The organism is Bradyrhizobium sp. CCBAU 53351 (genome assembly GCF_015291745.1).
Lineage (GTDB): Bacteria > Pseudomonadota > Alphaproteobacteria > Rhizobiales > Xanthobacteraceae > Bradyrhizobium.
In genome coordinates this window covers 2,035,791-2,057,836 of record NZ_CP030059.1, presented here as the reverse complement: position 1 = coordinate 2,057,836, position 22,046 = coordinate 2,035,791, and the positions used below count along the sequence as shown (strand labels likewise).

20 protein-coding genes and 1 tRNA gene are annotated in these 22,046 nt (G+C 63.4%); 9 read left to right on the top strand and 12 right to left on the bottom strand.

The genetic code is table 11. The annotated features are described in order from the left end of the window. Positions 1–85: 85 nt before the first annotated feature. Positions 86–1,288: a multidrug effflux MFS transporter gene (locus tag XH83_RS09760; protein WP_194406789.1), complete on the top strand. Its 1,203-nt coding sequence runs from the start codon at positions 86–88 to the stop codon at positions 1,286–1,288. A 119-nt stretch (positions 1,289–1,407) separates the two neighbouring features. Here the strand turns inward: XH83_RS09760 and XH83_RS09755 are convergent, their stop codons facing one another. From XH83_RS09755 to XH83_RS09725, 7 genes are all read right to left on the bottom strand, one after another. After that, a complete protein-coding gene (locus XH83_RS09755; RefSeq protein ID WP_194406788.1) occupies positions 1,408–2,061 on the bottom strand; it encodes a flavin reductase family protein in 654 nt (217 codons plus the stop codon). Positions 2,062–2,188: 127 nt separating this feature from the next. Continuing rightward, positions 2,189–3,202 (bottom strand): nitronate monooxygenase family protein, encoded by a 1,014-nt coding sequence (locus XH83_RS09750; protein WP_194406787.1) that lies wholly within the window; start codon positions 3,200–3,202, stop codon positions 2,189–2,191. Positions 3,203–3,224: 22 nt separating this feature from the next. Beyond that, entirely contained in the window at positions 3,225–4,412 is a 1,188-nt protein-coding gene (locus tag XH83_RS09745) for an acetyl-CoA C-acyltransferase (protein ID WP_194406786.1), read from the bottom strand. A gap of 14 nt (positions 4,413–4,426) precedes the next feature. Continuing rightward, positions 4,427–5,557 carry an acyl-CoA dehydrogenase family protein gene (locus tag XH83_RS09740; RefSeq protein WP_194406785.1) on the bottom strand — a complete coding sequence of 377 codons (1,131 nt, stop codon included), beginning with the start codon at positions 5,555–5,557 and terminating at the stop codon, positions 4,427–4,429. Positions 5,558–5,580: 23 nt separating this feature from the next. Beyond that, the gene (locus tag XH83_RS09735) at positions 5,581–6,762 is read right to left on the bottom strand and encodes an acyl-CoA dehydrogenase family protein (RefSeq protein ID WP_194406784.1); all 1,182 of its coding nucleotides are present in this window, start codon (positions 6,760–6,762) and stop codon (positions 5,581–5,583) included. A 13-nt stretch (positions 6,763–6,775) separates the two neighbouring features. Continuing rightward, the gene (locus tag XH83_RS09730; protein ID WP_194406783.1) at positions 6,776–7,513 is read right to left on the bottom strand and encodes an SDR family oxidoreductase; all 738 of its coding nucleotides are present in this window, start codon (positions 7,511–7,513) and stop codon (positions 6,776–6,778) included. A gap of 22 nt (positions 7,514–7,535) precedes the next feature. Beyond that, positions 7,536–9,137: a class I adenylate-forming enzyme family protein gene (locus tag XH83_RS09725; protein WP_246776450.1), complete on the bottom strand. Its 1,602-nt coding sequence runs from the start codon at positions 9,135–9,137 to the stop codon at positions 7,536–7,538. A gap of 233 nt (positions 9,138–9,370) precedes the next feature. Here XH83_RS09725 and XH83_RS09720 point away from each other — a divergent pair, with 233 nt between their 5' ends. Continuing rightward, positions 9,371–10,114, top strand: coding sequence for an SDR family NAD(P)-dependent oxidoreductase (locus tag XH83_RS09720; protein ID WP_194406782.1), 744 nt, complete (start codon positions 9,371–9,373; stop codon positions 10,112–10,114). A gap of 70 nt (positions 10,115–10,184) precedes the next feature. Further along, entirely contained in the window at positions 10,185–10,793 is a 609-nt protein-coding gene (locus XH83_RS09715) for a glutathione S-transferase family protein (protein WP_246776492.1), read from the top strand. A 26-nt stretch (positions 10,794–10,819) separates the two neighbouring features. On the opposite strand, the gene XH83_RS09710 is transcribed toward XH83_RS09715, so the two are convergent. Both XH83_RS09710 and XH83_RS09705 read right to left on the bottom strand, forming a co-directional pair. Continuing rightward, positions 10,820–12,019, bottom strand: a complete 1,200-nt coding sequence (locus tag XH83_RS09710; RefSeq protein ID WP_194406781.1) for a CaiB/BaiF CoA-transferase family protein — start codon at positions 12,017–12,019, stop codon at positions 10,820–10,822. A 96-nt stretch (positions 12,020–12,115) separates the two neighbouring features. Continuing rightward, the gene (locus tag XH83_RS09705) at positions 12,116–12,748 is read right to left on the bottom strand and encodes a 2-hydroxychromene-2-carboxylate isomerase (RefSeq protein ID WP_194406780.1); all 633 of its coding nucleotides are present in this window, start codon (positions 12,746–12,748) and stop codon (positions 12,116–12,118) included. A 241-nt stretch (positions 12,749–12,989) separates the two neighbouring features. Between XH83_RS09705 and XH83_RS09700 the strand changes: the two genes are divergently transcribed. Beyond that, the gene (locus XH83_RS09700; protein ID WP_194406779.1) at positions 12,990–13,505 is read left to right on the top strand and encodes a helix-turn-helix domain-containing protein; all 516 of its coding nucleotides are present in this window, start codon (positions 12,990–12,992) and stop codon (positions 13,503–13,505) included. A 200-nt stretch (positions 13,506–13,705) separates the two neighbouring features. Here the strand turns inward: XH83_RS09700 and XH83_RS09695 are convergent. Beyond that, positions 13,706–13,780: transfer RNA gene (locus XH83_RS09695), tRNA-Gln, on the bottom strand. A 254-nt stretch (positions 13,781–14,034) separates the two neighbouring features. Between XH83_RS09695 and XH83_RS09690 the strand changes: the two genes are divergently transcribed. Then, positions 14,035–15,813 carry an acyl-CoA dehydrogenase gene (locus XH83_RS09690; RefSeq protein WP_194406778.1) on the top strand — a complete coding sequence of 593 codons (1,779 nt, stop codon included), beginning with the start codon at positions 14,035–14,037 and terminating at the stop codon, positions 15,811–15,813. A gap of 197 nt (positions 15,814–16,010) precedes the next feature. Here XH83_RS09690 and XH83_RS09685 read toward each other — a convergent pair whose 3' ends face one another. Both XH83_RS09685 and XH83_RS09680 read right to left on the bottom strand, forming a co-directional pair. Continuing rightward, entirely contained in the window at positions 16,011–17,249 is a 1,239-nt protein-coding gene (locus tag XH83_RS09685) for an MFS transporter (RefSeq protein ID WP_194406777.1), read from the bottom strand. Then, positions 17,249–17,407 (bottom strand): hypothetical protein, encoded by a 159-nt coding sequence (locus XH83_RS09680; protein WP_194406776.1) that lies wholly within the window; start codon positions 17,405–17,407, stop codon positions 17,249–17,251. The genes XH83_RS09685 and XH83_RS09680 overlap by 1 nt, the downstream gene beginning before the upstream one ends. An 83-nt stretch (positions 17,408–17,490) precedes the next feature. Here XH83_RS09680 and XH83_RS09675 point away from each other — a divergent pair, with 83 nt between their 5' ends. The 4 genes from XH83_RS09675 (at position 17,491) to XH83_RS09660 (ending at position 21,474) form a co-directional block, all read left to right on the top strand. Beyond that, positions 17,491–18,249, top strand: coding sequence for an enoyl-CoA hydratase-related protein (locus XH83_RS09675; RefSeq protein WP_194406775.1), 759 nt, complete (start codon positions 17,491–17,493; stop codon positions 18,247–18,249). Positions 18,250–18,427: 178 nt separating this feature from the next. Then, the gene (locus XH83_RS09670; protein ID WP_194406774.1) at positions 18,428–20,083 is read left to right on the top strand and encodes a bifunctional UDP-sugar hydrolase/5'-nucleotidase; all 1,656 of its coding nucleotides are present in this window, start codon (positions 18,428–18,430) and stop codon (positions 20,081–20,083) included. 135 nt (positions 20,084–20,218) lie between these two features. Then, entirely contained in the window at positions 20,219–21,148 is a 930-nt protein-coding gene (locus XH83_RS09665; protein WP_194406773.1) for a histone deacetylase family protein, read from the top strand. 74 nt (positions 21,149–21,222) lie between these two features. After that, the gene (locus tag XH83_RS09660) at positions 21,223–21,474 is read left to right on the top strand and encodes an exodeoxyribonuclease VII small subunit (protein WP_091964702.1); all 252 of its coding nucleotides are present in this window, start codon (positions 21,223–21,225) and stop codon (positions 21,472–21,474) included. Positions 21,475–22,046 lie beyond the last annotated feature (572 nt).

The window sequence follows — 22,046 nt, the reverse complement described above, 5'->3', positions numbered from 1 at the left end:
CGGTCGGACAAGAAAGAGCTCGGCGAGCGGCGCGGACCGCGTCACTCGTCGCTTAACGTACCTGTCCTAATTTCCGAAAGTTCCCATGGCCGACCTGATCAATCCCGTGCGCTGGGACGTTCCCGCGTCCAGCACCCTGCCGATCGCAGTCCTTTCCGTCCTGGCCGCGATGGGAACGCTCGCGACGAACATTCTGCTGCCGTCCTTACCGCAGATTGCGATCTCATTGAATGTCACGAGTGCGGCGGTCACGTCCGCCATCACCGTCTTTCTTGCCGTGTTCGGCTTGGGCCAGCTCCTGGTCGGACCGCTGTCGGATCGCTACGGAAGGCGTTGGCCGGTCCTGATCGGATTTGCCGTGTTCTTTGCCGGCAGCGTTTGGTGCGGTCTGGCGACCGACCTGCCCAATCTCCTGGCCGGCCGCGTTGTGCAGGCCACGGGTGCCTGCGCGACCTCCGTGCTGTCTCGCGCCATCGCCCGCGACATGTTCAGTGGCGCGGCACTGGCGCGCGCGATGGCGCTCATCATGATCGTGATGTCCGCAGCGCCCGGATTCTCGCCGCTGCTTGGCGGCGCCCTCGACTACAGCCTGGGCTGGCGCGCCGAATTCGCGCTGGTCGCGATATTCGCCGCCGTCGGCGCCGTTGCCTACAGCATCGTTCTCGGCGAAACCCACCATTCGATCGGCACGCCGCTCAATCCAGCTGCCATCGGCAGGACCTATGCCGGCCTGATTGGCGACCGCCGCTTCGCTACCCCCGCGGCCGCCTCGAGCCTCACCATGGGCGGCTTGTTCTCGATGTTTTCCGCTGCGCCACGTCTATTCATCGAAGCGTTGCACTTCACGCCGATCCAGCTAGGCCTCTTTTTCGCCGGCACCGTCTTCATCGTATTCGCCGCGGGTATGCTCGCAACAAGATTGGCGCCCCGCTACGGGCTCGATGGCCCGATCCGGGCAGGTTTGTGCGGGACGGCCGCCAGCAGCCTTGCAATCCTGCTCATCTCGATGATCAGCCCGACTTTCCTGCCGTTTCTGGGCGCGATGTGCGTTTTTCTTCTCGGCATGGGTGTTGTCAGTCCATTGGCCACTGCGCGGGCACTCTCTCCATTCGGCGAGAAGGCCGGCGCCGCCTCGGCGCTGCTCGGTTTCTTGCAGATGATTATCGCCGCGATCGGCGTATGGCTTGCCGCCACAGTGTCACATGAAGCAATGTTGGCGCTGGGCGTCGTGATGAGCGCGTTTTCCCTGCTGGCTCTTGGCCTTTACGCGCGGGGCGCGGAGTCTTGATGGGCATATGAATCCGCACAGGCTTTCCGTTCAGTCCCTCATCGGCTTTGCGAAGCCGGGCTCAGGCCTGCCGACCCGATGCCTGGCCAGCCCGACAGTTGAGCCTGTTTCCGGCGCAATCAGGTGCCGTGGAATTCCGGTTTGCTGCTGCCAGCCGGGCGCTTCATCTCGAACATGTTCTCGGTCCTGACCTCGAGGTAATCTCCACCCCGGCCGGCACGCAGTATCGGGCGCGCAAGCGCCGTGTTGTAGACACCGTCCTCGATCAATGCCTTGTCGATGTAGACTGCGACGACCTCGCCAAGCACGAACCAGCCTTCGACCTTTTCACCGCGTGCGTTGGCCAGCTGAGAGACCTCGACGACCTTGCATTCCATGGCGGCCCTGCTCTCGCCCACCCGCGGCACGGCAACGTGGCGTCCGGGTATCGGCGTCAGTCCGGCTGTTTCGAACTCGCTCACGCCGTGATCGAGCGGCGTCGCTGTCACGTTCATGCGCTCGCCGAGATCCATGGTGACAAGATTCCAGACGAACTCACGGGTTTCGCTGACGTTCTTGACGGTGTCCTTCCACGAAATCGACGAAAACCCGATGATGGGAGGATCGTAGAGGAACGCGTTGAAGAAACTGTACGGCGCCAAGTTCAATTGACCGGCGGCGTTACGCGACGAAATCCACCCAATCGGACGCGGCGCGATTATCGCATTGAACGGATTATGCCTGAGTCCGTGCCCTCTCGACGGCTCATAGTAGTGGAAGTCGGCCTGGTCCATAAGCTACCTCCGAGGCTGCCGAACGCCGTTGATCTGGCCTATCGAGCTTCATCAAAGATCGACGCACGCATGACCATGCGTGCGCATAGCCTCCGTCAGAACGTCGGGAAGCGGTAAGTCCTTCCGTCTACGCGATCGCCCGAGCCGCAGCCGGCCGCTGCCCGGTGCCGTCGAGGAAGCCGGTCAGGCGCTGCCGGATGAGTCTTTCGGCATCCGCCATGATGCGATCAATCAGCTCCTTCACGGTCGGAATGTCGTGAATGAGCCCGACGACCATGCCGCAGCTCCACGCGCCCGCATCCATGTCGCCGTCGATCATCACCTTGGGATAGACGCCCGCCACCTGCTCATGGATGTCCTCGATCTTGAGGCTCTTTCCCTTCTCGCGCTCGATCTCGAGCAGCTGCTCGACACCCTTGTTGTTCAGGACCCGCTCGGTGTTGCGTAGCGCGCGCATCACGAGCCTGGTGTCGAGTTCCGTCGCCGCGACCAGCGCCTTCTTGACGTTCTCGTGCACCGGCGCTTCCTTGGTGGCGATGAAGCGCGTGCCCATGTTCATGCCCGCAGCGCCCATCGCCAGTGCCGCAACCAGGCTGCGCGCGTCCGCCATGCCGCCGGAGGCAACGAACGGGATCTTCAGCTCCTCGGCCGCGCGCGGCAACAGAATCATGTTCGGCATGTCATCCTCGCCGGGATGGCCGCCGCACTCGAAGCCGTCGACGCTGACGGCATCGCAGCCGATCTGCTCGGCCTTCAGGGAGTGCCGGACGGAGGTGCATTTGTGGATCACCTTGATGCCGCCCGCCTTCAGGGCCGGCATGTACTGCTCGGGGCTGCGCCCGGCGGTTTCGACGATCCTGACACCGCCCTCCCTGATGGCCGCGATGTATTCCGGATAGGGCGGCGCGCTGAACGTCGGCAGGAACGTGAGGTTCACGCCGAACGGCTTGTCCGTCATATCCCGGCAGCGTGCGATCTCCTTGGCCAGCAGTTCCGGTGTTCTCTGCGTCAGACCCGTGATCAAGCCGAGCCCGCCCGCGTTGGAGACGGCCGACGCCATTTCCGCGAAGCCGACATAGTGCATTCCGCCCTGGATGATCGGGTGCTCGATGCCGAATAGTTCAGTGATCGCTGTCTTCACGAATGATCTCCCGCGTTGCCGTTCAGTGGATGATTTCGAACAGTCCGGCCGCGCCCATGCCGCCACCAATGCACATCGTCACGACGCCGTACTTCGCCTTGCGCCTCCGGCCCTCGATCAGGAGATGGCCGGTGAGCCGCGACCCGGTCATGCCGTAGGGATGGCCGATCGCGATCGAGCCGCCGTTGACGTTGAGCTTGTCCGGATCGATCCCGAGCTTGTCGCGGCAGTAGATCACCTGCACCGCATAGGCCTCGTTCAACTCCCAGAGGTCGATGTCGTCGATCTTCAGGTTATGGCGCTTGAGCAGCCGCGGGATCGCGGCGACCGGGCCGACGCCCATCTCGTCGGGCTCGACGCCGGCGGCAACGAAGCCGCGGAAGATGCCGAGCGGCTTGAGGCCCTTCTTCGCCGCAATCTTGTCGCTCATGATCACGCAGGCCGAAGCGCCGTCCGAAAGCTGGCTGGCATTTCCCGCGCTGATGGTCTTGCCCTCGAACACCGGCTTGATCTTGGCGAGGCCCTCGGCGGTGGTCTCGGGACGCGGTCCCTCGTCCTTTGTGAGCGTCACCTGCTCGTAGGTGACTTCCTTGGTGTCCTTGTTGAACAGCGCCATCCTGGTCGTGAACGGCACGATCTCGTCGTTGAAGCGGCCGGCCTGTAACGCAGCGCCGACGCGGCGTTGGCACTCGAGGCTGTATTCGTCCTGCTTGTCGCGGCCGATCTTGTAGCGCTCGGCGACGACCTCGGCCGTATCGAGCATCGACATGTACATTTCGGGCTTCATCGCCATCAGCTCGTCGTCGACGGCGTGGAATTTGTTCATGTGGTCGTTCTGCACGAGGCTGATCGACTCGACGCCTCCGCCGATCGCGACCTCGACGCCGTCGAGCATCACCGAGCGTGCGGCCACCGCGATGGCCTGCAAGCCGGAGGCGCATTGCCGGTCGATGGTCGTGCCGGCGACCGTCACCGGCAGGCCGGCGCGCATCGCGCCCTTGCGCGCCACGTTCATCACCATGGTGCCCTGCTGCATGGCGCAGCCCATGACCACGTCTTCGACTTCGCCCGGGGCGATGCCGGCGCGCTTTACCGCTTCGGCCATCACGTGCCCGGCCATGGTCGGACCGTCCGTATTGTTGAGTGCGCCGCGGTAGGCCTTCCCGACGGCCGTCCTAGCGGTGGAAACGATGACTGCTTCAGTCGTCATGCTGGCCTCTCTGTTTACGCGGCCGCGTCCAGCTGCGCGTAACGCAGCACGTGGAACGCGGGGTCGCCGAACTGGATGTTGATGGAGGAGAGTCGCTTGAAATAGTGCCCGACGTTGAGCTCGTCGGTCATTCCCATGCCGCCGTGAAGCTGCACCGCCTGGTCGGCGACGAACTTGCCCGCATAGCCGATCTTCGACTTGGCACCGGAGGCGAGCCGCGACAGGCCGGCATCGCCGTCGCTGAGGCTGAGGCTCAGATGCTGCATCAGGGAGAGCGCCTCCTGATGGGCGATGAACATGTCGACCATGCGGTGCTGCAGCACCTGGAACGAGCCGATCGTGGTGCCGAACTGCTTGCGCGTCTTGGAATATTCCAGCGTCGCCGAGTTCAGCTCGCCGATGGCGCCGACGGCTTCCGCGCAGAGCGCGCCGATGGCGCGGTCGCGGCAGGCTTCCAGCGCGGCAACGCCCTCGCCTTCCACGCCCAGCAATTGGCCGCGGACATCGCGCAGGCTGACGTCGGCGGCCCGGCGGCCGTCGATGGTCTTGAAGCTCTGGAGATCGACGCCGGTCGCGCGCCGATCGACCACGAACAGGCTGACGCCGCTGCGTTCACGGTCATCGCCGGAGGTCCGGGCCGAGACGATCAGATAGTCCGCCCAAGGCGCTGCGATCACCGCGGTCTTTGCGCCTGCCAGGACGTAATCGCTCCCTTCGCGCCGCGCTCTCGTGGCGACATGGGCAAGATCGAAACGCGATGCCTTCTCCGTCCAGGCCAGCGTCCAGATCTTCGAGCCGTCGATGATGTCCGGGATGAAGCTTTGCTGCTGCTCCGGCGAGCCCGCATGCTCGATCAATCTGCCGGCCAGCACCACCGTCTCGACGAATGGCTCGACCACGAGGTGACGGCCGAACTCATGCATGACGATCATGGTCGACAACGGACCGCCGCCGAGACCGCCGGCGCCCTCGGAGAACGGCGCAGCGAGAAGGCCTAGCTCGGCAAAAGCCGCCCACTGCTTCCGGCTGAAGCCTTCCTCGCTCGCCACGCTCTTGCGCCGCGCCTCGAAGTCGTACTGGTCGCGCAGCAGCCGCTGGACGCTGGACCGCAGCAATTCCTGCTCTTCCGTGAACTGAATATCCATCCGATCCTCCCGATCCGCCGCGGCTAGAGCCCGAGCACGGCTTTGGCGATGATGTTGCGCTGGATCTCGTTGGATCCGCCGTAGATGCTGAGCTTGCGCGCGTTCAGATATTTCTCCGACGCGGTATGGCCGTAGGTGGGACCGGGCATGAAGCGATTGGCGCTGACCGGATGCTCGCGGATGGCAAGACCGTAATTGCCGATCGCGCGATGGGTGAGTTCGGTGATGGCCTGGAAGATTTCGGTGCCGCGGATCTTGAAAAGCGAGGCGGCCGGGCCGGGATCTATGCCGCGCGCCAGCTGGGCCACGACGCGCAGCTCGGTCGCCTCCAGCGCCAGCACGTCGAGCTCGACGCGGGCAATGTCCCGCAGAAATTCGAGATGCGCGGGATCCTCGGCCGGTATTTCGGCCTTCACGATCTGTTTCAGCTTGTTGATGTAGCGGGTGGACCGGCCGATGCCGGCCATGCTGGTGCGCTCGTTGCCGAGCAGGAACTTGGCGTAGGTCCAGCCCTTGTTCTCCTCGCCGATCAGGTTCTCGGCGGGCACGCGGACGTTCTCGAGGAAGACGTCGTTGACCTCGTGGCTGCCATCGATCGTGATGATCGGCCGCACGGTGACACCGGGCGACTTCATGTCGATCAGCAGGAAGGAGATGCCGGATTGCGGCTTCGCGCTCGGATCGGTCCGCACGAGGCAGAAGATCCAGTCGGCATGCTGCGCCAGCGTGGTCCAGGTCTTGTGACCGTTGACGATGTAGTGGTCGCCGTCACGCACCGCCTTGGTTCTGACGGTTGCGAGGTCGGAGCCCGAGCCCGGCTCCGAATAACCCTGACACCACCAATCCTCGCCGGACAGGATCCGCGGCAGAAATTTCTTCTTCTGCGCCTCGTTGCCGAACGTGTAGATCACCGGCCCGACCATGGTGACGCTGAAGGCGAGCGGCGGCAGCGTGCCGGCGCGAGAGGTCTCCTGCTCGAAGATGAAGCGCTGCGTGACGGACCAGCCCGGGCCGCCATATTCCTTGGGCCAGAGCGGGGCGATCCAACCCTTGTTGTGGAGGATCCGGTGCCACAGCAGCGACTGCTCCTTGGTCAGGTCGGTCTCCGGATTGGGAACGCGCATTTCCGGCGGATAGTTCTCCGCAATGAAACTGCGCACCTCGTCACGAAACGCGGCGTCCTCGGGCGAAAGCTTGAGCTCCATCGCAGCAGGCCCGCTACCACTTCTCGCCGAAGGGACGGATCTCCAGCTCGAACGTCCATGCGCTTCTCGGCTGCTGGTAGAGCTGCCAATAGGAAGTTGCGACGGAGGACGGGGGCATCAAGGCGTCCGGATCATCCAGCGCGGTGGGCCCGAGAGCCTCCAGCCGGCGTTGCCGAACCCACTCGGTATCCACGCCGGAATCGATGATGAGATGCGCGACGTGAATGTTCTTCGGGCCAAGCTCGCGGGCCATGGCTTGCGCGACCGCACGAAGGCCAAACTTGGCGCTTGCGAAAGCAGCATAGCCGCTGCCGCCTCGGAGCGAGGCGGTCGCCCCGGTAAAGAAGATGTTGCCACCCCCGCGCGGAAGCATGAGGCGGGCCGCCTCGCGACCGGCCAGAAAGCCGGAATAGCAGGCCATTTCCCAGACCTTGCGGAAAACGCGTTCTGTGGTTTCCAGAATTGGGAAATTGACGTTCGCCCCGATATTGAAGATGCAGACTTCCAAAGGCGCGTGCTTGTCCGCATCGTTGAGGAAGGAGATGATTTCGTCTTCTTTGCGAGCGTCGAGCGAACGGGCGTGAACTTCTCCGCCGGCAGCCTCGATATCCTTGACGAGCGGAGCCAGCTTGTCGCCGTTACGACGGCCGGCAAAGACCGTGAAGCCTTCTGCGGCGAACTTTTTGGCGATCTCGCCGCCGATGAAGTCTCCGGCGCCGATGACGGCCACGGTTGCGTTTCTCTTTTGCAAGATGTCCTCCCGGTAAAGTTAGTTATGTTGCCTGCGGAATTCGGGCGTCTGCACCGCGGGGGGTTGCGCCACCTCCGCGCAAGGACTCCGCGAGCTTGTGCTTGAGTATCTTGCCGGTCGAGGTCGCCGGCAAGGCATCGAGTATGACGATTTCGGACGGCCGCTTGTAAGAAGTCAGCTGAGATCGGACGAAATGCATCAGGGTCTCTGGTGTCGTGCGCGATCCTGGCAGCAATTGCACAAAGGCCACGATTTCCTCATTGCCGTCCGCGGCACGACCGACCACAGCGGATTGCACGACGTCCTCGTGTGAGCTGAGGACTGCTTCGACCTCCGCGGGATAGACGTTGAAACCGGAACGAATGATCATTTCCTTGGTGCGGCCGGCGATGTACAGACAATCGCCATCGAAACGTGCGAGATCGCCGGTATTGAACCAGCCCTCGCTGTCAATCACCTTCGCGGTGAGCTCGGGGGCACGATAGTATCCCAGCATCACGTTGCGCCCGCGAACATGCAGCTCGCCGACTTCACCGGATACAGTCGGAAATCCTTCGATGGTTCGCACCCGCGCTTCCACACCAGGCAGCAGCGTGCCGACAGCCTGATCCGAGCGTGGCCTATCGAAACGTACGCCTGATATTCCCGGCGAGCATTCGGTGATCCCGTAGCCGTTGAGCAACGGAAGCCCGAACTCTCTTTCCACGCGCAACTTCAGGTTCAAATCCAGCGGCGCGCCGGCGACGGCAATCAAGCGCAACGAGCCTCGGGACAGTTGTTCCACGCCTGATACGCTCTTGTACTCCAGCAGGCGCTGATAGGTGGCAGGCACGCCATTGAGGATGGTGACGCCCTCCTCCGCGATGGCCTTTGCGGTCGCCGCAGGATCGTATTTGCTGACCATCCGCACCGTGCCGCCGACCATCAGCGTCATGATCAGGAGCGAGATGCCGACGATATGCGAGATCGGCAACACAAGATAGATTTTGTCGTCCTCGTTCATCCTGCGGAAGTACGCAGTGGTCTTTGCGCTGATCAGAAGGTTGTGATGCGAGAGCATCACGCCCTTGGGAGTCCCCGTTGTCCCTGACGTGTAGATCAAAACCGCGACTTGCTTTGCTGGATCAGCCTCCACCGGCTCGACTGTCGCGCTTTCGTTGAGCGGGCCAACGCCAATTTCCGGCAGCGCGCCAATTCGCCGATTCTCGGCGTCGTAGCGAGAGGCGTGAGCTGCGGCCTCTTTCGAAATACCCGACGTGAACAACATCCGCCGGGCGCCGCTGTGATCGCGGATCTGATCCAGTTCGCGCGCCGACAGGCGCGGGTTGGCGACGATTGCCCAGGCGTCGAGCCGGCTCGCCGCCAGCAGCAAAGCAGCAAGCGCAATACAGTTTTCGCTGACAATGATCATCCGATCGCCGGCCCTGATCCCCAGCGATGAAAGCACGGTGGCGATCTGGCTAACGCGCTGCTCCAGGTCTCGATAGCTCCAGGAAGCCCCGTCCTCGACCAGCGCAATCCGGTCGGGCGCTCTGGCAAGCGGCCCTGCCGTTACTTCATGGATTCGGCCCGGCAAGCCGACAGCAATCTCGTCGCCACTGATCGTCTCTGAAAGCTCCAGCACGACTGACCTCCCGACCGACCATGCCGACTTTGCAATGCGGCACACTTGGTTTCGACTTATAGTTCTTTTTTAGAACTTGTCAATCGATAAATCATCGTCGGACTTTTCCCGGAGGCGAATGGACAATCCATGTCTGATTACGGTTTTGCGTGACTGATAAAACCGCCGTTTACAATGCACCATCGGACAGCTAGTCTACAGTATCAAATAAGAACTTAATGGGAGAATCGAGGATGGCGGCGAGCCGCGGTGTAGCGATACTTGTTGGCGCAGGCGATGCCATTGGCGCGGCGGTCGCCCGGCGTTTTGCCCGAGGCGGCTATACGGTTTGCATCTGCAGGCGCGATGCCTCCAAATCGCAGGAACTGGTGGCCGAGTTGAGGGCTGCGGGGCATGACGTTCACGCATTCAGCGTGGATGCGCGCCAGGAAGCAGACGTCCAAGGCATTTTCGCGCGGGTCGAGAAGGAGCACGGGCCCGTCGAGGTTTGCCTCTACAATGCCGGCTCGAACGTCAACAAGCCTCTGCTCGACACGACGGAGAAGTTGTTCTTCAAAGCCTGGGAACTCGCCTGCTATGGTGGATTCCTGGTTGGACGTGAGGCTGCCCGCGTGATGCTGTCGCGCGGACGCGGCACCATCTTCTTTACCGGTGCGACGGCAAGCGTGCGTGGCGGCTCGGGGTTTGCAGCATTTTCATCAGCTAAGTTCGGACTTCGAGCAGTGGCCCAGGCGATGGCGCGCGAGCTTGGACCGAAGAACATTCACGTCGTGCATCTCCTGATCGACGCTGGCGTGGATAGCGAGGCGATTCACCAACGCATGAAGGCAGCGAAGGGGATCGAAGCAAGCGATATTCCGCCGGATAGCCTGACCAAGACGTCTTCCATTGCCGAAGCCTATTGGTTCACCCACCAGCAAAGCAAAGATGGCTGGACCCACGAGCTCGATCTCCGTCCGTCCGTGGAGAAATGGTAATATGGATGCGGCATCAAACCTGACCCTGTGGGGCGTTGGAACGAGTCGCACCATTCGTCCGCATTGGGCCATGCACGAACTGGGCTTAGCCTACAAGACAAAGCCCATTGGCCCGCGAACCGGTGAAACCAAGACCGCAGAATATTCGAAGCTCAATCCGCGCCAGAAGATCCCGCTGCTTCAGGATGGCGACTTCTGCATCGGCGAGAGCGCAGCGATCGTTGCCTACCTGTCGCGCATGTATTCCACGCCGGAACGATCGCTGATTCCGGAAGCCCCGCGCGAGTATGCCGCGTGGCTGGAATGGTGCTTCTTTATCGTCGCGGAGCTGGATTCCACCAGCCTTTACGTGATGCGCCGCCATCGGGCCGACGCGCTCGGACCGATCTACGGCATTGCACCCGAGGTCGTTGCCCAGGCCGGCGAGTATTTCCGCCAGCAGTTGCGCCATGTCGAAGTCGCGCTCGCAGATGGCCGGCAATTCCTGATGGGCGACCGGTTTACGAGCGCAGACATCCTGCTCACGACCTGCCTGGAGTGGGCCATCGCCTATGGCGTCGGCATTTGCGACAACGCTCAGCCCTATCTCGAACACATCAGGAAACGGGAAGCCTTTCAGCGAGCCGTTGCGGCGAATGTTCCGATGGCACCGATCACGCCGGCGCCGGCGAAGGTCTAGAATACCGTCGCCAACGGGCTTCGCGGTTAGACCGCGACGCGCAGGCTGCGCTCGGCGACCATCTTGTCGATGGCGCCGTCGTCGTAGCCCAGCTCGTGCAACACGTCGCGGGAGTGCTCACCCACCCGGGGAGCAGGCCCACCGATCGCGGCCTCGTTGATCGCAAAACGCGCCGCCGGCTTAGGTTGCCGCACCCGCCCCACTTTCGGCTGATCGAACTCCGCAATGATGTCGCGCGCGACCACCTGTTCATTGTGGATGATCTCGCTCCGCCGCAGGATCGGCGAACAGGGGACATCGGCGGCATCCAGACGCTCCAGCCATTCTGCGGTGGTGTGCTGGCTGATATATTCGGCCATCTTGTTGATGCGTGCCGTGGCGTTGACCGAGCGCGCCGATGGCGTCGCAAACCGGGGATCCTTGGCAAGCTCGGCGTCGCCGGTGGCGCGGCAGAAACCCTGCCATTCGGAATCGGAAATTGTACCGGCGGTGATGTAGCCGTCGCTGGTCTTGAACACGAGATCGGGGCGATCGTTGGGATCGGCAGCAGCGGCCTCGGCACCCACCACCGTGTATTGCATCATGCCTTCGGGCCACAAATACGAGATCATCGCATCCAGCATGGCGACCTGGATGTGATCACCCTGCCCTGTCTTCTCGCGAGCGTAGAGGGCTGCTGCGACCGCCTGGGCGGTGAACACGGCGGTGGTCTTGTCGCAGACGATAGTCCGGATCATCTGCGGACGGTTCGTGACCGGCTGCGACTGGATATCGGCAAAGCCCGAGAGGCCCTGAATGATCGGGTCGTAAACACGCTTCTTCACATAGGGTCCGGTGTCGCCGACACCGCTGATCGAGACATAGATCAGGCGCGGATGGCGCTGGCGCAACTCCTCGACGCCGAGACCGAGGCGCTCCATGGTGCCGGGCCGGAAATTCTGCACCAGCACGTCCGCCTTCGCGACCAATTTGGCCAGAACCTCACGGCCGGCCGCGCTTTTGACGTCAATCGACAGCGAGCGCTTGCCACGGTTTGACGAGATGAATAGCGCGGAGAACTCGCCTTCCTTATCAATCGTGGCACGGCTGCGCCGGGTAATGTCGCCGCCGATCGGTTCGATTTTCAGGACGTCCGCGCCCTGATCCGCCAGGAACATGGTCGCGAACGGGCCCGACACCACGCCGGTCAGATCGAGGACACGGACGCCGTTGAGTGGACCGGGCATGACATTCTCCCTGAATTGGTTTTGTTATGACGCCGACTGAATTTTCGTCCACGCAGACGCCGGACATCTGCCGGCTCTGCAGGCTCAGGTTCTGCCCTAGGCCGTCTTCGAAACGGGCTGGCCGATCTGCTCGACGATCGACTCTTCGACATCGCGGAGTTGGTCCTTGCCGAAGAACATTTCCTTTCCAACGAAGAAGGTCGGCGAGCCGAATGCGCCGCGATTGACCGCCTCGGTGGTCCGATCGATCAGCCCCTTCTTGACGTCGTCCTGCTGTGCACGCGCAAGCAACCGGTCGATATCGACGCCTGAGGAGATGAACGCTGTTCGGAAGATTTCGAGGTCATCCATCTTCTTCGGCTCCTCCCACATGTGGTGGTAGGCCGCGCGGAAATACGGCTCGAACACGCCTTCGAGCTGCGCCGCGACGGCGCCGCGCATCAACATCAGCGTATTCACCGGAAAGAACGGATTGGGACGAAACTTCGTCGCGTTATGGCGGCGAATGAAGCGCTGGGTCTCCAGAGCCTGGTATTCCGGCTTGTTCTTGATGCCACGAAGGGAATCGAACGGGGACATGTTGCCGGTCGCCTTGAAGATGCCGCCGAGCAGGATCGGGACATATTCGAATTTCACGCCGGTGCGCCGTTCGATTCCCGGAAGCGCCAGTTCCGCGAGGTAAGCATTCGGACTGCCGAAATCGAACAGGAATTCAACTTTGAGGGACATGTCAGCTCCTCCCGCAGAGCGCGATGTTGGTCGGATTTGGTGATCTTCCAGGCCGAACGCAGGCTGTCACTCATTTCTATAGTTCTAAAATTGAACTGTCAAATCTGCTCTGAAATCACGAGGTTTCGGACGAGCGGCGGGGGTATTGTATCCGCTTTAGTACCTATCTAGAATGGTGTGAGCGGCGCTGCCGCTTCCCCCTGATTCGAGCGGAACAGGCGCCGGCCGACCGGAGAGCAGAATGAAATGGGATGAACTTGAGGAAGAGCCGTGTTCGATGGCTCGTACCATCGGTGTGATTGGTGACCGCTGGACTCTCCTGATTCTCCGCGAATGCTTTCTGCGCACGCGCCGCTTCGAGGGTTTTCAGTCGGCGCTTGGAATCACACGGCACTTGCTCGCCGAGCGGTTGAAGAAGCTGGTCCGGCAGGGCGTCCTGCGCCGCATTCCCTATCAGGAATCGCCCAAGCGCCACGAGTATATCCTGACGCAAAAGGGCCTCGACCTCTATCCGATCATGATGGCGCTCGTGCATTGGGGCGACACCCACATGGTCGACGAACGCGGACGTCCCCTGCTGCATGAGCACCGCAAGTGCGGAAAGATGTTCGACCCCGTGATGGTGTGCTCGGAATGCGGCGAGCCGCTTTCAGCCAAGGAAGTTCATGTCCACCCTGGTCCCGGCGCGCGCCCGGCGCCTGAGCGGGTCTTGCTCGACAAAAAAGCAAAGCCGAAGCCCCGCAGGAAAGCGGCGTAACGGCGACGAGCCGCGTCCCCCGCAACGGCCGCAGCGTCACGGCGACAAACTCTGCGCCATCGGCTGGGTGAACTACAGCTTGATGCAGGACATCGCTTGGTTCGATTCTGGACCGGGCATTAGAAGCTCAGTTTCCAAACGCGCCGAACAATTTGGCAGGAATGGAGCTGCTTACCCAACGAACTCAACAGCTTGTATGCTGGCTGGGGCGGGAGGGATCGAACCTCCGAATGGCGGAATCAAAATCCGCTGCCTTACCGCTTGGCTACGCCCCAACAGGGGGGAACGACGGAAGACCGGGCTACCGCAGATTCCCTCAGGTGCTGCCGGTCTATAGGGAGAGAAGCAGCATTTCAACCGCTCGGAGAGGCAAAATACCACGGCCGCCGGGATCGGCCGCGCCGACACCTTATTATCGGACCGTACGAGAGGGCCCCGCAAAATCCTGATGCGGTCCCGTATCGCGACCATTGAGACCTCCCCCGTTTCATGGGAATACGGCGCCAAGACCTGTCCACGGGAGTGAACCATGACCTACCGCGCGCCGATTAATGACATGCTGCTGTCGCTCAACCATGGCGCCGGCCTCAAGGCTGCCGTGGAAGCCGGTCATTACGGCGAATTCGACATGGATATCGCCGCCGCCGTGCTGGAGGAAGCCGGCAAGTTCGCGTCCGACGTGCTGGCGCCGCTCAACAAGGTCGGCGACGAGCACGGCATCAAGCTCGACGACGGCAAGGTCACGACCGCGCCGGGCTGGCCGGACGCCTACAAGCGCTGGACCGATGGCGGCTGGAACGCGGTGGCCGGTCCCGAAGATTTCGGCGGTCAGGGCCTGCCGATCGCGATCAATGCAGCCTGCACCGAGATCTGGAGCGCGGCCAACGTCGCCTTCGGCCTCTGCCCGCTGCTGACGGCCTCGGCGATCGAGGCGCTGGACGCGCATGGCAATGACGAGTTGAAGAAAATCTATCTCGAAAAACTCGTCTCCGGCGAATGGACCGGCACGATGCAGCTCACCGAGCCGCAGGCCGGCTCCGACGTCGGCGCGCTGCGCACCCGCGCCGAGAAGCAGGCCGACGGCACCTATCGCATCAAGGGGACGAAAATCTTCATCACCTATGGCGAACACGACATGACCGACAACATCGTGCATTTCGTGCTGGCCCGCCTGCCCGATGCGCCCGCCGGCACCAAGGGGATTTCGCTCTTCCTCGTGCCGAAGTTCATGGTCAATGCCGACGGATCGCTGGGGCAGCGCAACGATATCTTCGCCAGCGGCGTCGAGCACAAGCTCGGCATGCATGCCTCCCCCACCTGCACCATGACGATGGGCGATCGTGGCGGCGCCATCGGCTTTCTGATTGGCGAAGAGAACCAGGGCATGCGCTGCATGTTCACGATGATGAACCAGGCTCGCCTCGGCGTCGGCCTGGAGGGTGTCGGCGTCGCCGACCGCGCCTATCAGCAGGCCTTGTCGTATGCCCAGGAGCGTAAGCAGGGCCGCGCCGTCGGCAGCAAGGGCGACGGCTCGGATGCGATCTTCGTCCACCCCGACGTCAAGCGCATGCTGATGCGGATGCGCGCACAGACGGCCGCCGCGCGCACCATCTGCTATGCGACCGCGGTCGCGCTCGACGTCTCCACGCGCGCCAAGGATCCGAAGGTGCGCGCGGATGCCGCCGCGCGCGCGGCGCTGTTGACGCCGATGGCCAAGGCCTATTCCACCGACATCGGCAACGAGGTCGCCTATCTCGGCGTGCAGATCCATGGCGGCATGGGCTTCATCGAGGAAACCGGCGCGGCGCAGCACTACCGCGACGCGCGCATCACCGCGATCTACGAGGGCACCAACGGCATCCAGGCGATCGACCTCGTCACGCGCAAGCTCGCGGCCAATGGCGGCGCGTCGGTGTGGGCGCTGCTCGACGAGCTCGCGGCAACCGTCAAACAGGTCGAGGCCTCCAACGATCCCGCTTTCGGCACCACCGGAGCGAAGCTGCGCGAGGCGCTCGAGGCGCTCACGCGCACCAGCAAATGGCTGCTGGAACGGGTTGCGTCCGCACCGAACGAGGCGCTTGCCGGTGCAACACCCTATCTGCAGCAATTCGGCGCCACGCTCGGCGGCTGCCTGCTCGCCTCCGAGGCGCTTGCTGCCAAGGCCGACGGCAACACGGACGCCGCGCGCTACGTCTCCCTCGCGCGCTTCTTCGCCGAGAACATCACCGTGCAGGCCGGCGCGCTGGAGCGCACCGTGACGGAGAGCGCGGAATCGGTCGCGGCGGCGGATGCGGTGCTGCTGGGGTAAGGAACGCTGGTGTCCCGGACGCGCTGCAACGCCATAGCGTGTCGACGACGCGCGTAAACGCGCTTTTGGCGTTGCTGCGCAGAGCGGGACGCAGATGGCAACAACCGACACTGCTGAGCATGGGCCCCGGCTCCGCAGCGCACCGCTGAAGTCGCGCTGCGCTGCGTCCGGGGCACGAGAGCGCCATCCGACCCGGGCTACGAAGCTGCGAGCTTCGCCCTTCTCCCCGGCCGCCACAGCACAATCCCCGCCGCCACGAGATCCAGCGCGACGCACATCGCAAACGCGCTGGTGTAATCTCCGGTGAAACTCCGCGCCAGGCCGACGATGCCGGGACCGAAGGCGCTGACGACGCCGCTGATCGACGTGCCCAATCCCATTGCGGTGGCGAAGGCGTCGGCGCCGATCTCGCGCTGGATGATCAAGGGCGGGAAGGTGATCATGTTGCCGATCGAGAAGCCGTAGACGGCGCAGCACGCCAGCAGCATCGTCGGGTTCGTGCTCTGGAGAAGCACGAACAGGGCCGCCGCCTGGCTCGTCATCGACGCGGCGCAGGCCAGACGCGGATCGAGGCGGTCGACGAAGAGGCCGAGCGACAGGCGGCCGACCACCGCCATCGCCGCCATGATGGTGACCGCGAGCCCTGCGGCGGAGCGGCCGATCAGCGGATCGAGAAAGCTCACCTGGTGAATGATGAATCCCATCTGCGCCAGCAGCGCGATCGCGATCGGCAGCACCATGGTCCAAAATGCCGCGTTGGCGAGCAGGGCCTTGCGCGAGTGGGCCGGCGTCGGCACGCCTTCACCGGAGCGGCGGTGGCCCGGCGCCTGCGCCGTCCCGGCGGGCCAGCCGATGAACATCATCACCACCGGCAGCACCAGCACCATCATCGCAAGCGTGGCCGCCAGCATGGCGGAGCGAAAGCCGATGCTGCCGGTCAGCGACAGAAGCAACGGAACGAGGATGATGCCGCCGCAGGTCGCGCCGTTGAACGCGAGACTGAGCGCGAGCCCGCGCCGGCGTTCGAACCAGGAGTTCAGCACGGTCGCGATCACCACGGTACCCATGCCGGTCCAGCCGACCGACATCAGCGCATAGGCGAGATAGAGCTGCCAGGGCGTCTGCATCAGCGCCAGCAGCGCGGTCGAAGCGCCCAGCGCCACCAGGCCGCATAGGATCAGTGCGCGCAGCCCGATACGGTCGAGCAGATCGTCGGTGAAGATGACGAGCACGGACGTCAGGAGAAACGAGAAGGTGCTGGCAGCCGAGACGATCGAGCCCGGCCAGCCATGGGCACGCTGCAGCTCGGCGAGATAAACGCCCTGGCCGTACAGGCCGAAGCCGAACATGAAGAAGGCCATCAGAAAGCAGGCCAGCACGACGCGCCAGCCGCGGTAGTGCGGCGAGGATTCGTCGACGCGGGTCGCAGCAATCATCAATCGAGCAATCGGCTAAATGGAACCGGGTCATCGTGCACTACAACCACCGGTTTTTCAAATAAAACATTGTAGCTCATTGTTGCAGTGCGCGACAGCGGCGGCTGCCCCGTGCCGGCCTTGCAGAAATTGGCGCCGAAAAGGTTGAGCCAGCGCATTGGCAGGCTTGCGAGATGATGTAGGCTGATGCCCGACGAGACTCGCAAAGCAGCGGGCATCGCGGCGACCGCAGGGGACCCTCATGCCGAATGGCAACATCGTCGTCACCGAAGAGCGTGGAACGCGCGTGATCACCCTGCGCCGTCCCGGCAAGAAGAACGCGATCACCCAGGACATGTACCGGGAGATGGGCCACGCGATCGACACCGCGCAGAACAATCCCGATATCCGCTGCATGATCATCACCGGCGGCTCCGGCGTGTTCACCGCGGGCGACGACATCGACGATTTCATGCACGCCGACACCTCGCGCCCCGAAACGCTGTCGGAAGGCGCAAAATTTCTCTATTCGCTCGCCCTCAACGTCAAACCGATCATCGCGGCCGTCGACGGAGCGTCGATCGGCATGGGCACCGTGATGCTGTTCCACTGCGACTACGTGCTCGCCTCGAATGCCGCGACCTTTTCCGCACCCTACATCCATCTCGGGCTGGTGCCGGTCGGCGCAGCCAGCCTCCTGGTGCCGAACACGATGGGATATCAGCGCGCCTTCGCGATGCTGGTGATGGGGCGGACGTTTTCCGCCGCGGAGGCGCATGCCGCCGGCCTCGTCAACACCGTGGTGTCGGCGGGACATACCGAGGTCGAGGCGCGCAAGGTGGCGCGCGATATCTGCCGGCTGCCGGCCGAAGCGGTCGCAACCTCGCGCAAGCTGCTGCGCGCGCCGGCCGAAGAGCTCACCCGCCGCATCGACCAGGAGGGCCACCTGTTCGGCGAACGGCTGAAGTCGAACGAGGCGGTGGCGGCGTTCACTGCGTTCGCGAACAGGAAGAAGCGGTAGGCGCTCGCGCATTTCCTAGGCTTGCCAGTCATTCCGGGGCGCGACGAAGTCGCGAGCCCGGAATCCATTTATCCACCGTCACTGCAGCCCAATGGATTCCGGGTTCGCGCTACGCGCGCCCCAGAATGACGGTGAGAACTTTCGTGAAATCTTCGCGCGGGGTGGCTACTCTACTTCCATGAGATACCGATCCGCCCTTGCCGCTCTCGCGCTGACCTTTGCCCTCCCCGCCACGGCTCAGACCGCGGCCCCGGTCGAGCTGCGCATCCTCGCGATCAACGATTTCCACGGCAATCTGCGCCCGCCGCCGGGTGGCATCCGTATCGGAGATCCCGAGGACAGGAGCAAGAAAGTGATGGTGGCGGCCGGCGGCGCTGAATACATGGCGACGCTGGTCAAGCAGCTGCGCGACGGACACAAGAACACGATCCTCGTCGCCGCCGGCGACCTGATCGGCGCGAGCCCGTTCCTGTCGGCGATGTTCCACGACGAGCCCTCGATCGAGTCGCTGTCGATGATGGGGCTCGCGATCAGCTCGGTCGGCAATCACGAATTCGACGAGGGCAAGACCGAGCTGCTGCGGATGCAGAACGGCGGCTGCCATCCGGTCGACGGCTGCCAGGGGCCGCATCCCTTCACCGGCGCCAAATTCCGTTATCTCGCAGCATCCACCATCGAGGCCGCGACGGGCAACAGCTTGCTGCCGCCTTATGAGATCAGGGAGTTCGAGGGCGTCCCCGTCGCCTTCATCGGGCTGACCTTGAAGGAGACCGCGGGCATCGTCTCGCCATCAGGCATCCAGGGGCTCGAATTCCGCGACGAGGCCGAGACCGTGAATGCACAGGTCGCGCAGTTGAAGGCGCGCGGCGTCGAGGCGATCGTGGTGCTGATCCACCAGGGCGGCGAGCCCGCCGGCGACTACAATGAATGCCCCGGCATCACCGGGCCGATCGTCGACATCGTGAAGAAGTTCGACCGCGCCGTCGACGTCGTCGTCAGCGGCCACACCCATCGCGCCTATGTCTGCGATATCGACGGGCGGCTCGTCACCAGCGGTGACAAATACGGCACGCTGGTCACCGCGATCGACCTGAAGCTCGATCCCGCCACGCGCGACATCGTCAGCGCCAGGGGCGAGAACGTCATCGTCGCCAATGCCTCGCTGGCGAAAGATGCGGAGCAGACCGCGCTGATCGAGGCCTATGACAGGCTCTCGGCGCCGATCGCCAACCGGCCGGCCGGATCGGTGATGCAGACGCTGTCGCGCGTGCCGAACGAGGCCGGCGAAAGCGCGCTCGGCGATGTCATTGCGGATGCGCAGCTCGCCGCGACCAAGGACGCCAGGGATGGCAGCGCTGTCATCGCGCTCACCAATCCCGGCGGCATCCGCACCGACATCGTCCCGAAGGAGAACGGCGCGATCACCTTCGGCGATGTGTTCGCCAGCCAGCCGTTCCGCAACCGCCTGGTCACGATGACGCTGACCGGCAGCCAGCTCAAGGACATGCTCGAGCAGCAATGGCTGGACCCGAAGCGGCCGCGGATCCTCCAGGTGTCGAACGGATTCAGCTATGCCTGGGATGCGTCGAAGCCATTCGGCGAGCGCGTGATCCCCGAGAAGATGACGCTGGGCGGCAGGCCGATCGAGCCTGGAAGCGGCTACCGTATCACCCTCAACGATTACCTTGCCGTCGGCGGCGACGGTTTTACCGTCGCCAAACAGGGCGCCTCGCCGCAATATGGCGGTTACGACGCGGACGCGCTGTTCGCGTTCTTCCGGGCGCACGGACCAATCGGTCCGCTACCGCCGACCCGCATCCTGCGGGTGAATTGATCCGGATCAAACGGCAGCAGCCCGGGACGCCCCTTTGCCATTGCCGCCCAAGCGCATAGATTGTGTCAGGCATTGCGTTTTGGCGCCGGATGCGCCAAGCGACGACGAAAGCCCGTTTCTTGTGAGGCCGACCTGATGAGCACGCTCCTCCTTTCCCACAAGGCCTGCCTCGACCATGTCACGCCGCCGGGACACCCTGAAAGGCCCGATCGCCTGCGCGCCGTGGAGGAAGCGCTGTCGCATGAGCGCTTCCAGTTCCTGGCGCGCGACCAGGCGCCGGAGGGCGATCTCGATCTCGTCACGCTCTGCCACAACGAGCACTACGTCACCGAGCTGCGCCACATCGCGCCGAGCAGCGGGCAGGTCTATATCGACGGCGACACGTCGATGTCGCCGGGCACGTGGGAGGCGGTGATGCGCGGCGTCGGCGGCGCGGTCGCGGCGACTGAAGCGGTGATGAAGGGCGAACACCGCAACGCCTTCGTCGCGGTGCGTCCGCCCGGGCATCACGCCGAGATCGGCAAGCCGATGGGCTTCTGCTTCTTCGACAACGTCGCGATCGCCGCGCGCCATGCGCAGCGCAAATACGGCATCAAGCGCGCCGCCATCGTCGATTTCGACGTGCATCACGGCAACGGCACCCAGGACATCTTCTGGTCGGACCCCACCGTGATGTACTGCTCGACGCATCAGATGCCGCTGTTTCCGGGCACCGGCGCCAAGGGCGAGCGCGGCGACCACGACACCATCGTCAACGCACCGCTCGCCTCCGAGGACGGCGGACCGGAATTCCGCTCCGCGTTCGAGAATCTGATCCTGCCGCAGCTCGAAAAATTCAGCCCCGAGCTGCTCGTCATCTCCGCCGGCTTCGACGCGCATTACCGCGATCCCCTGGCCTCGCTGAATTTGCGCGCGGAGGATTATGCCTGGGTGACGCGCAAGCTGATGGATCTCGCCGACAAGACCGCCGGAGGGCGTGTTGTCTCGGTGCTCGAGGGCGGCTATGACCTGCAAGGACTGAAAGAATCTGTTACGGCGCATGTCGGCGCCCTGATGGGCGCGTAGAGACGCCCGCCACATTAAGCCCGCAAAACCCGCCTTCACTCCAGCGAAAGCGAATCGGGCAATCGGAAACGGATATGGCCGAAAATACCCAAGTCGACGTCTCCAAGCTCACCTTCGAGCGCGCGATCGAGGAACTCGAAACGATCGTGAAGCGGCTCGAGGACGGCAAGGTGCCGCTCGAGGAATCCGTGACGATCTACGAGCGCGGCGAGGCGCTCAAGCGTCGCTGCGAGGAGTTGCTGCGCCAGGCCGAAGCGCGCGTCGACAAGATCACCACCGATGCCAGCGGCCAGGCCACCGGCACGGCACCGCTCGACGTCCAGTAAGCGGAGCCGAGAATTTCCTGCGGTCGCCTGACAACTGGGCGAAGCAGCTTCACGGCAAGCGTGGCCGCCGCATTGTTTTCATGATCGCACGGCGTCGTTCCGAAGCTTCGCGGTTCCGTGCAGACGGATCGATTGCCCGTCCGGTCCGGAATCGGCCTGCTGAGGGCAAAAAAGACGTCATTCAGGTAAAATAGCCTGCATAGGGGCGGGCCTGGGCCGGAACCCATGGCCCCCGCCCACGGTTAACCACTCTGGCCCGCCGGTTGCATCTGCATACCCCTAATCGGTCCGGCGGGTTGGCTTTGGCCCAAGCTTTGGTGTAAAGCTGCGCGGAGTGTGGCTTTTTGCAAGCCTTGCGTAGGCACCGATTACCGACGACAAGCGCTTCAATCTGCTAATGAAATTGGCTGGGACGGACGAAGCCGATCTAAGTGACAGGGATCACAGAGACTGAACCGGAGCGCACTTAAGCTTACCTAAGCTTGAAGACGGGGCCTTGCCCCATGCAGGTGGCTCCGACGGTTTGAGGACTCGCGCTGCGCCGATATTGTGCAAACCCATCGCGCACCGGA

What these genes read in the sequence shown, in the direction of transcription:
- XH83_RS09760 (WP_194406789.1), top strand. Translation starts at nt 86, where the DNA reads ATGGCCGACCTGATCAATCCCGTGCGCTGGGACGTTCCCGCGTCCAGC.
- XH83_RS09755 (WP_194406788.1), bottom strand. Translation starts at nt 2,061, where the DNA reads ATGGACCAGGCCGACTTCCACTACTATGAGCCGTCGAGAGGGCACGGA.
- XH83_RS09745 (WP_194406786.1), bottom strand. Translation starts at nt 4,412, where the DNA reads ATGACGACTGAAGCAGTCATCGTTTCCACCGCTAGGACGGCCGTCGGG.
- XH83_RS09740 (WP_194406785.1), bottom strand. Translation starts at nt 5,557, where the DNA reads ATGGATATTCAGTTCACGGAAGAGCAGGAATTGCTGCGGTCCAGCGTC.
- XH83_RS09735 (WP_194406784.1), bottom strand. Translation starts at nt 6,762, where the DNA reads ATGGAGCTCAAGCTTTCGCCCGAGGACGCCGCGTTTCGTGACGAGGTG.
- XH83_RS09720 (WP_194406782.1), top strand. Translation starts at nt 9,371, where the DNA reads ATGGCGGCGAGCCGCGGTGTAGCGATACTTGTTGGCGCAGGCGATGCC.
- XH83_RS09715 (WP_246776492.1), top strand. Translation starts at nt 10,185, where the DNA reads ATGCACGAACTGGGCTTAGCCTACAAGACAAAGCCCATTGGCCCGCGA.
- XH83_RS09710 (WP_194406781.1), bottom strand. Translation starts at nt 12,019, where the DNA reads ATGCCCGGTCCACTCAACGGCGTCCGTGTCCTCGATCTGACCGGCGTG.
- XH83_RS09705 (WP_194406780.1), bottom strand. Translation starts at nt 12,748, where the DNA reads ATGTCCCTCAAAGTTGAATTCCTGTTCGATTTCGGCAGTCCGAATGCT.
- XH83_RS09700 (WP_194406779.1), top strand. Translation starts at nt 12,990, where the DNA reads ATGAAATGGGATGAACTTGAGGAAGAGCCGTGTTCGATGGCTCGTACC.
- XH83_RS09690 (WP_194406778.1), top strand. Translation starts at nt 14,035, where the DNA reads ATGACCTACCGCGCGCCGATTAATGACATGCTGCTGTCGCTCAACCAT.
- XH83_RS09685 (WP_194406777.1), bottom strand. Translation starts at nt 17,249, where the DNA reads ATGATTGCTGCGACCCGCGTCGACGAATCCTCGCCGCACTACCGCGGC.
- XH83_RS09680 (WP_194406776.1), bottom strand. Translation starts at nt 17,407, where the DNA reads ATGCGCTGGCTCAACCTTTTCGGCGCCAATTTCTGCAAGGCCGGCACG.
- XH83_RS09675 (WP_194406775.1), top strand. Translation starts at nt 17,491, where the DNA reads ATGCCGAATGGCAACATCGTCGTCACCGAAGAGCGTGGAACGCGCGTG.
- XH83_RS09670 (WP_194406774.1), top strand. Translation starts at nt 18,428, where the DNA reads ATGAGATACCGATCCGCCCTTGCCGCTCTCGCGCTGACCTTTGCCCTC.
- XH83_RS09665 (WP_194406773.1), top strand. Translation starts at nt 20,219, where the DNA reads ATGAGCACGCTCCTCCTTTCCCACAAGGCCTGCCTCGACCATGTCACG.
- XH83_RS09660 (WP_091964702.1), top strand. Translation starts at nt 21,223, where the DNA reads ATGGCCGAAAATACCCAAGTCGACGTCTCCAAGCTCACCTTCGAGCGC.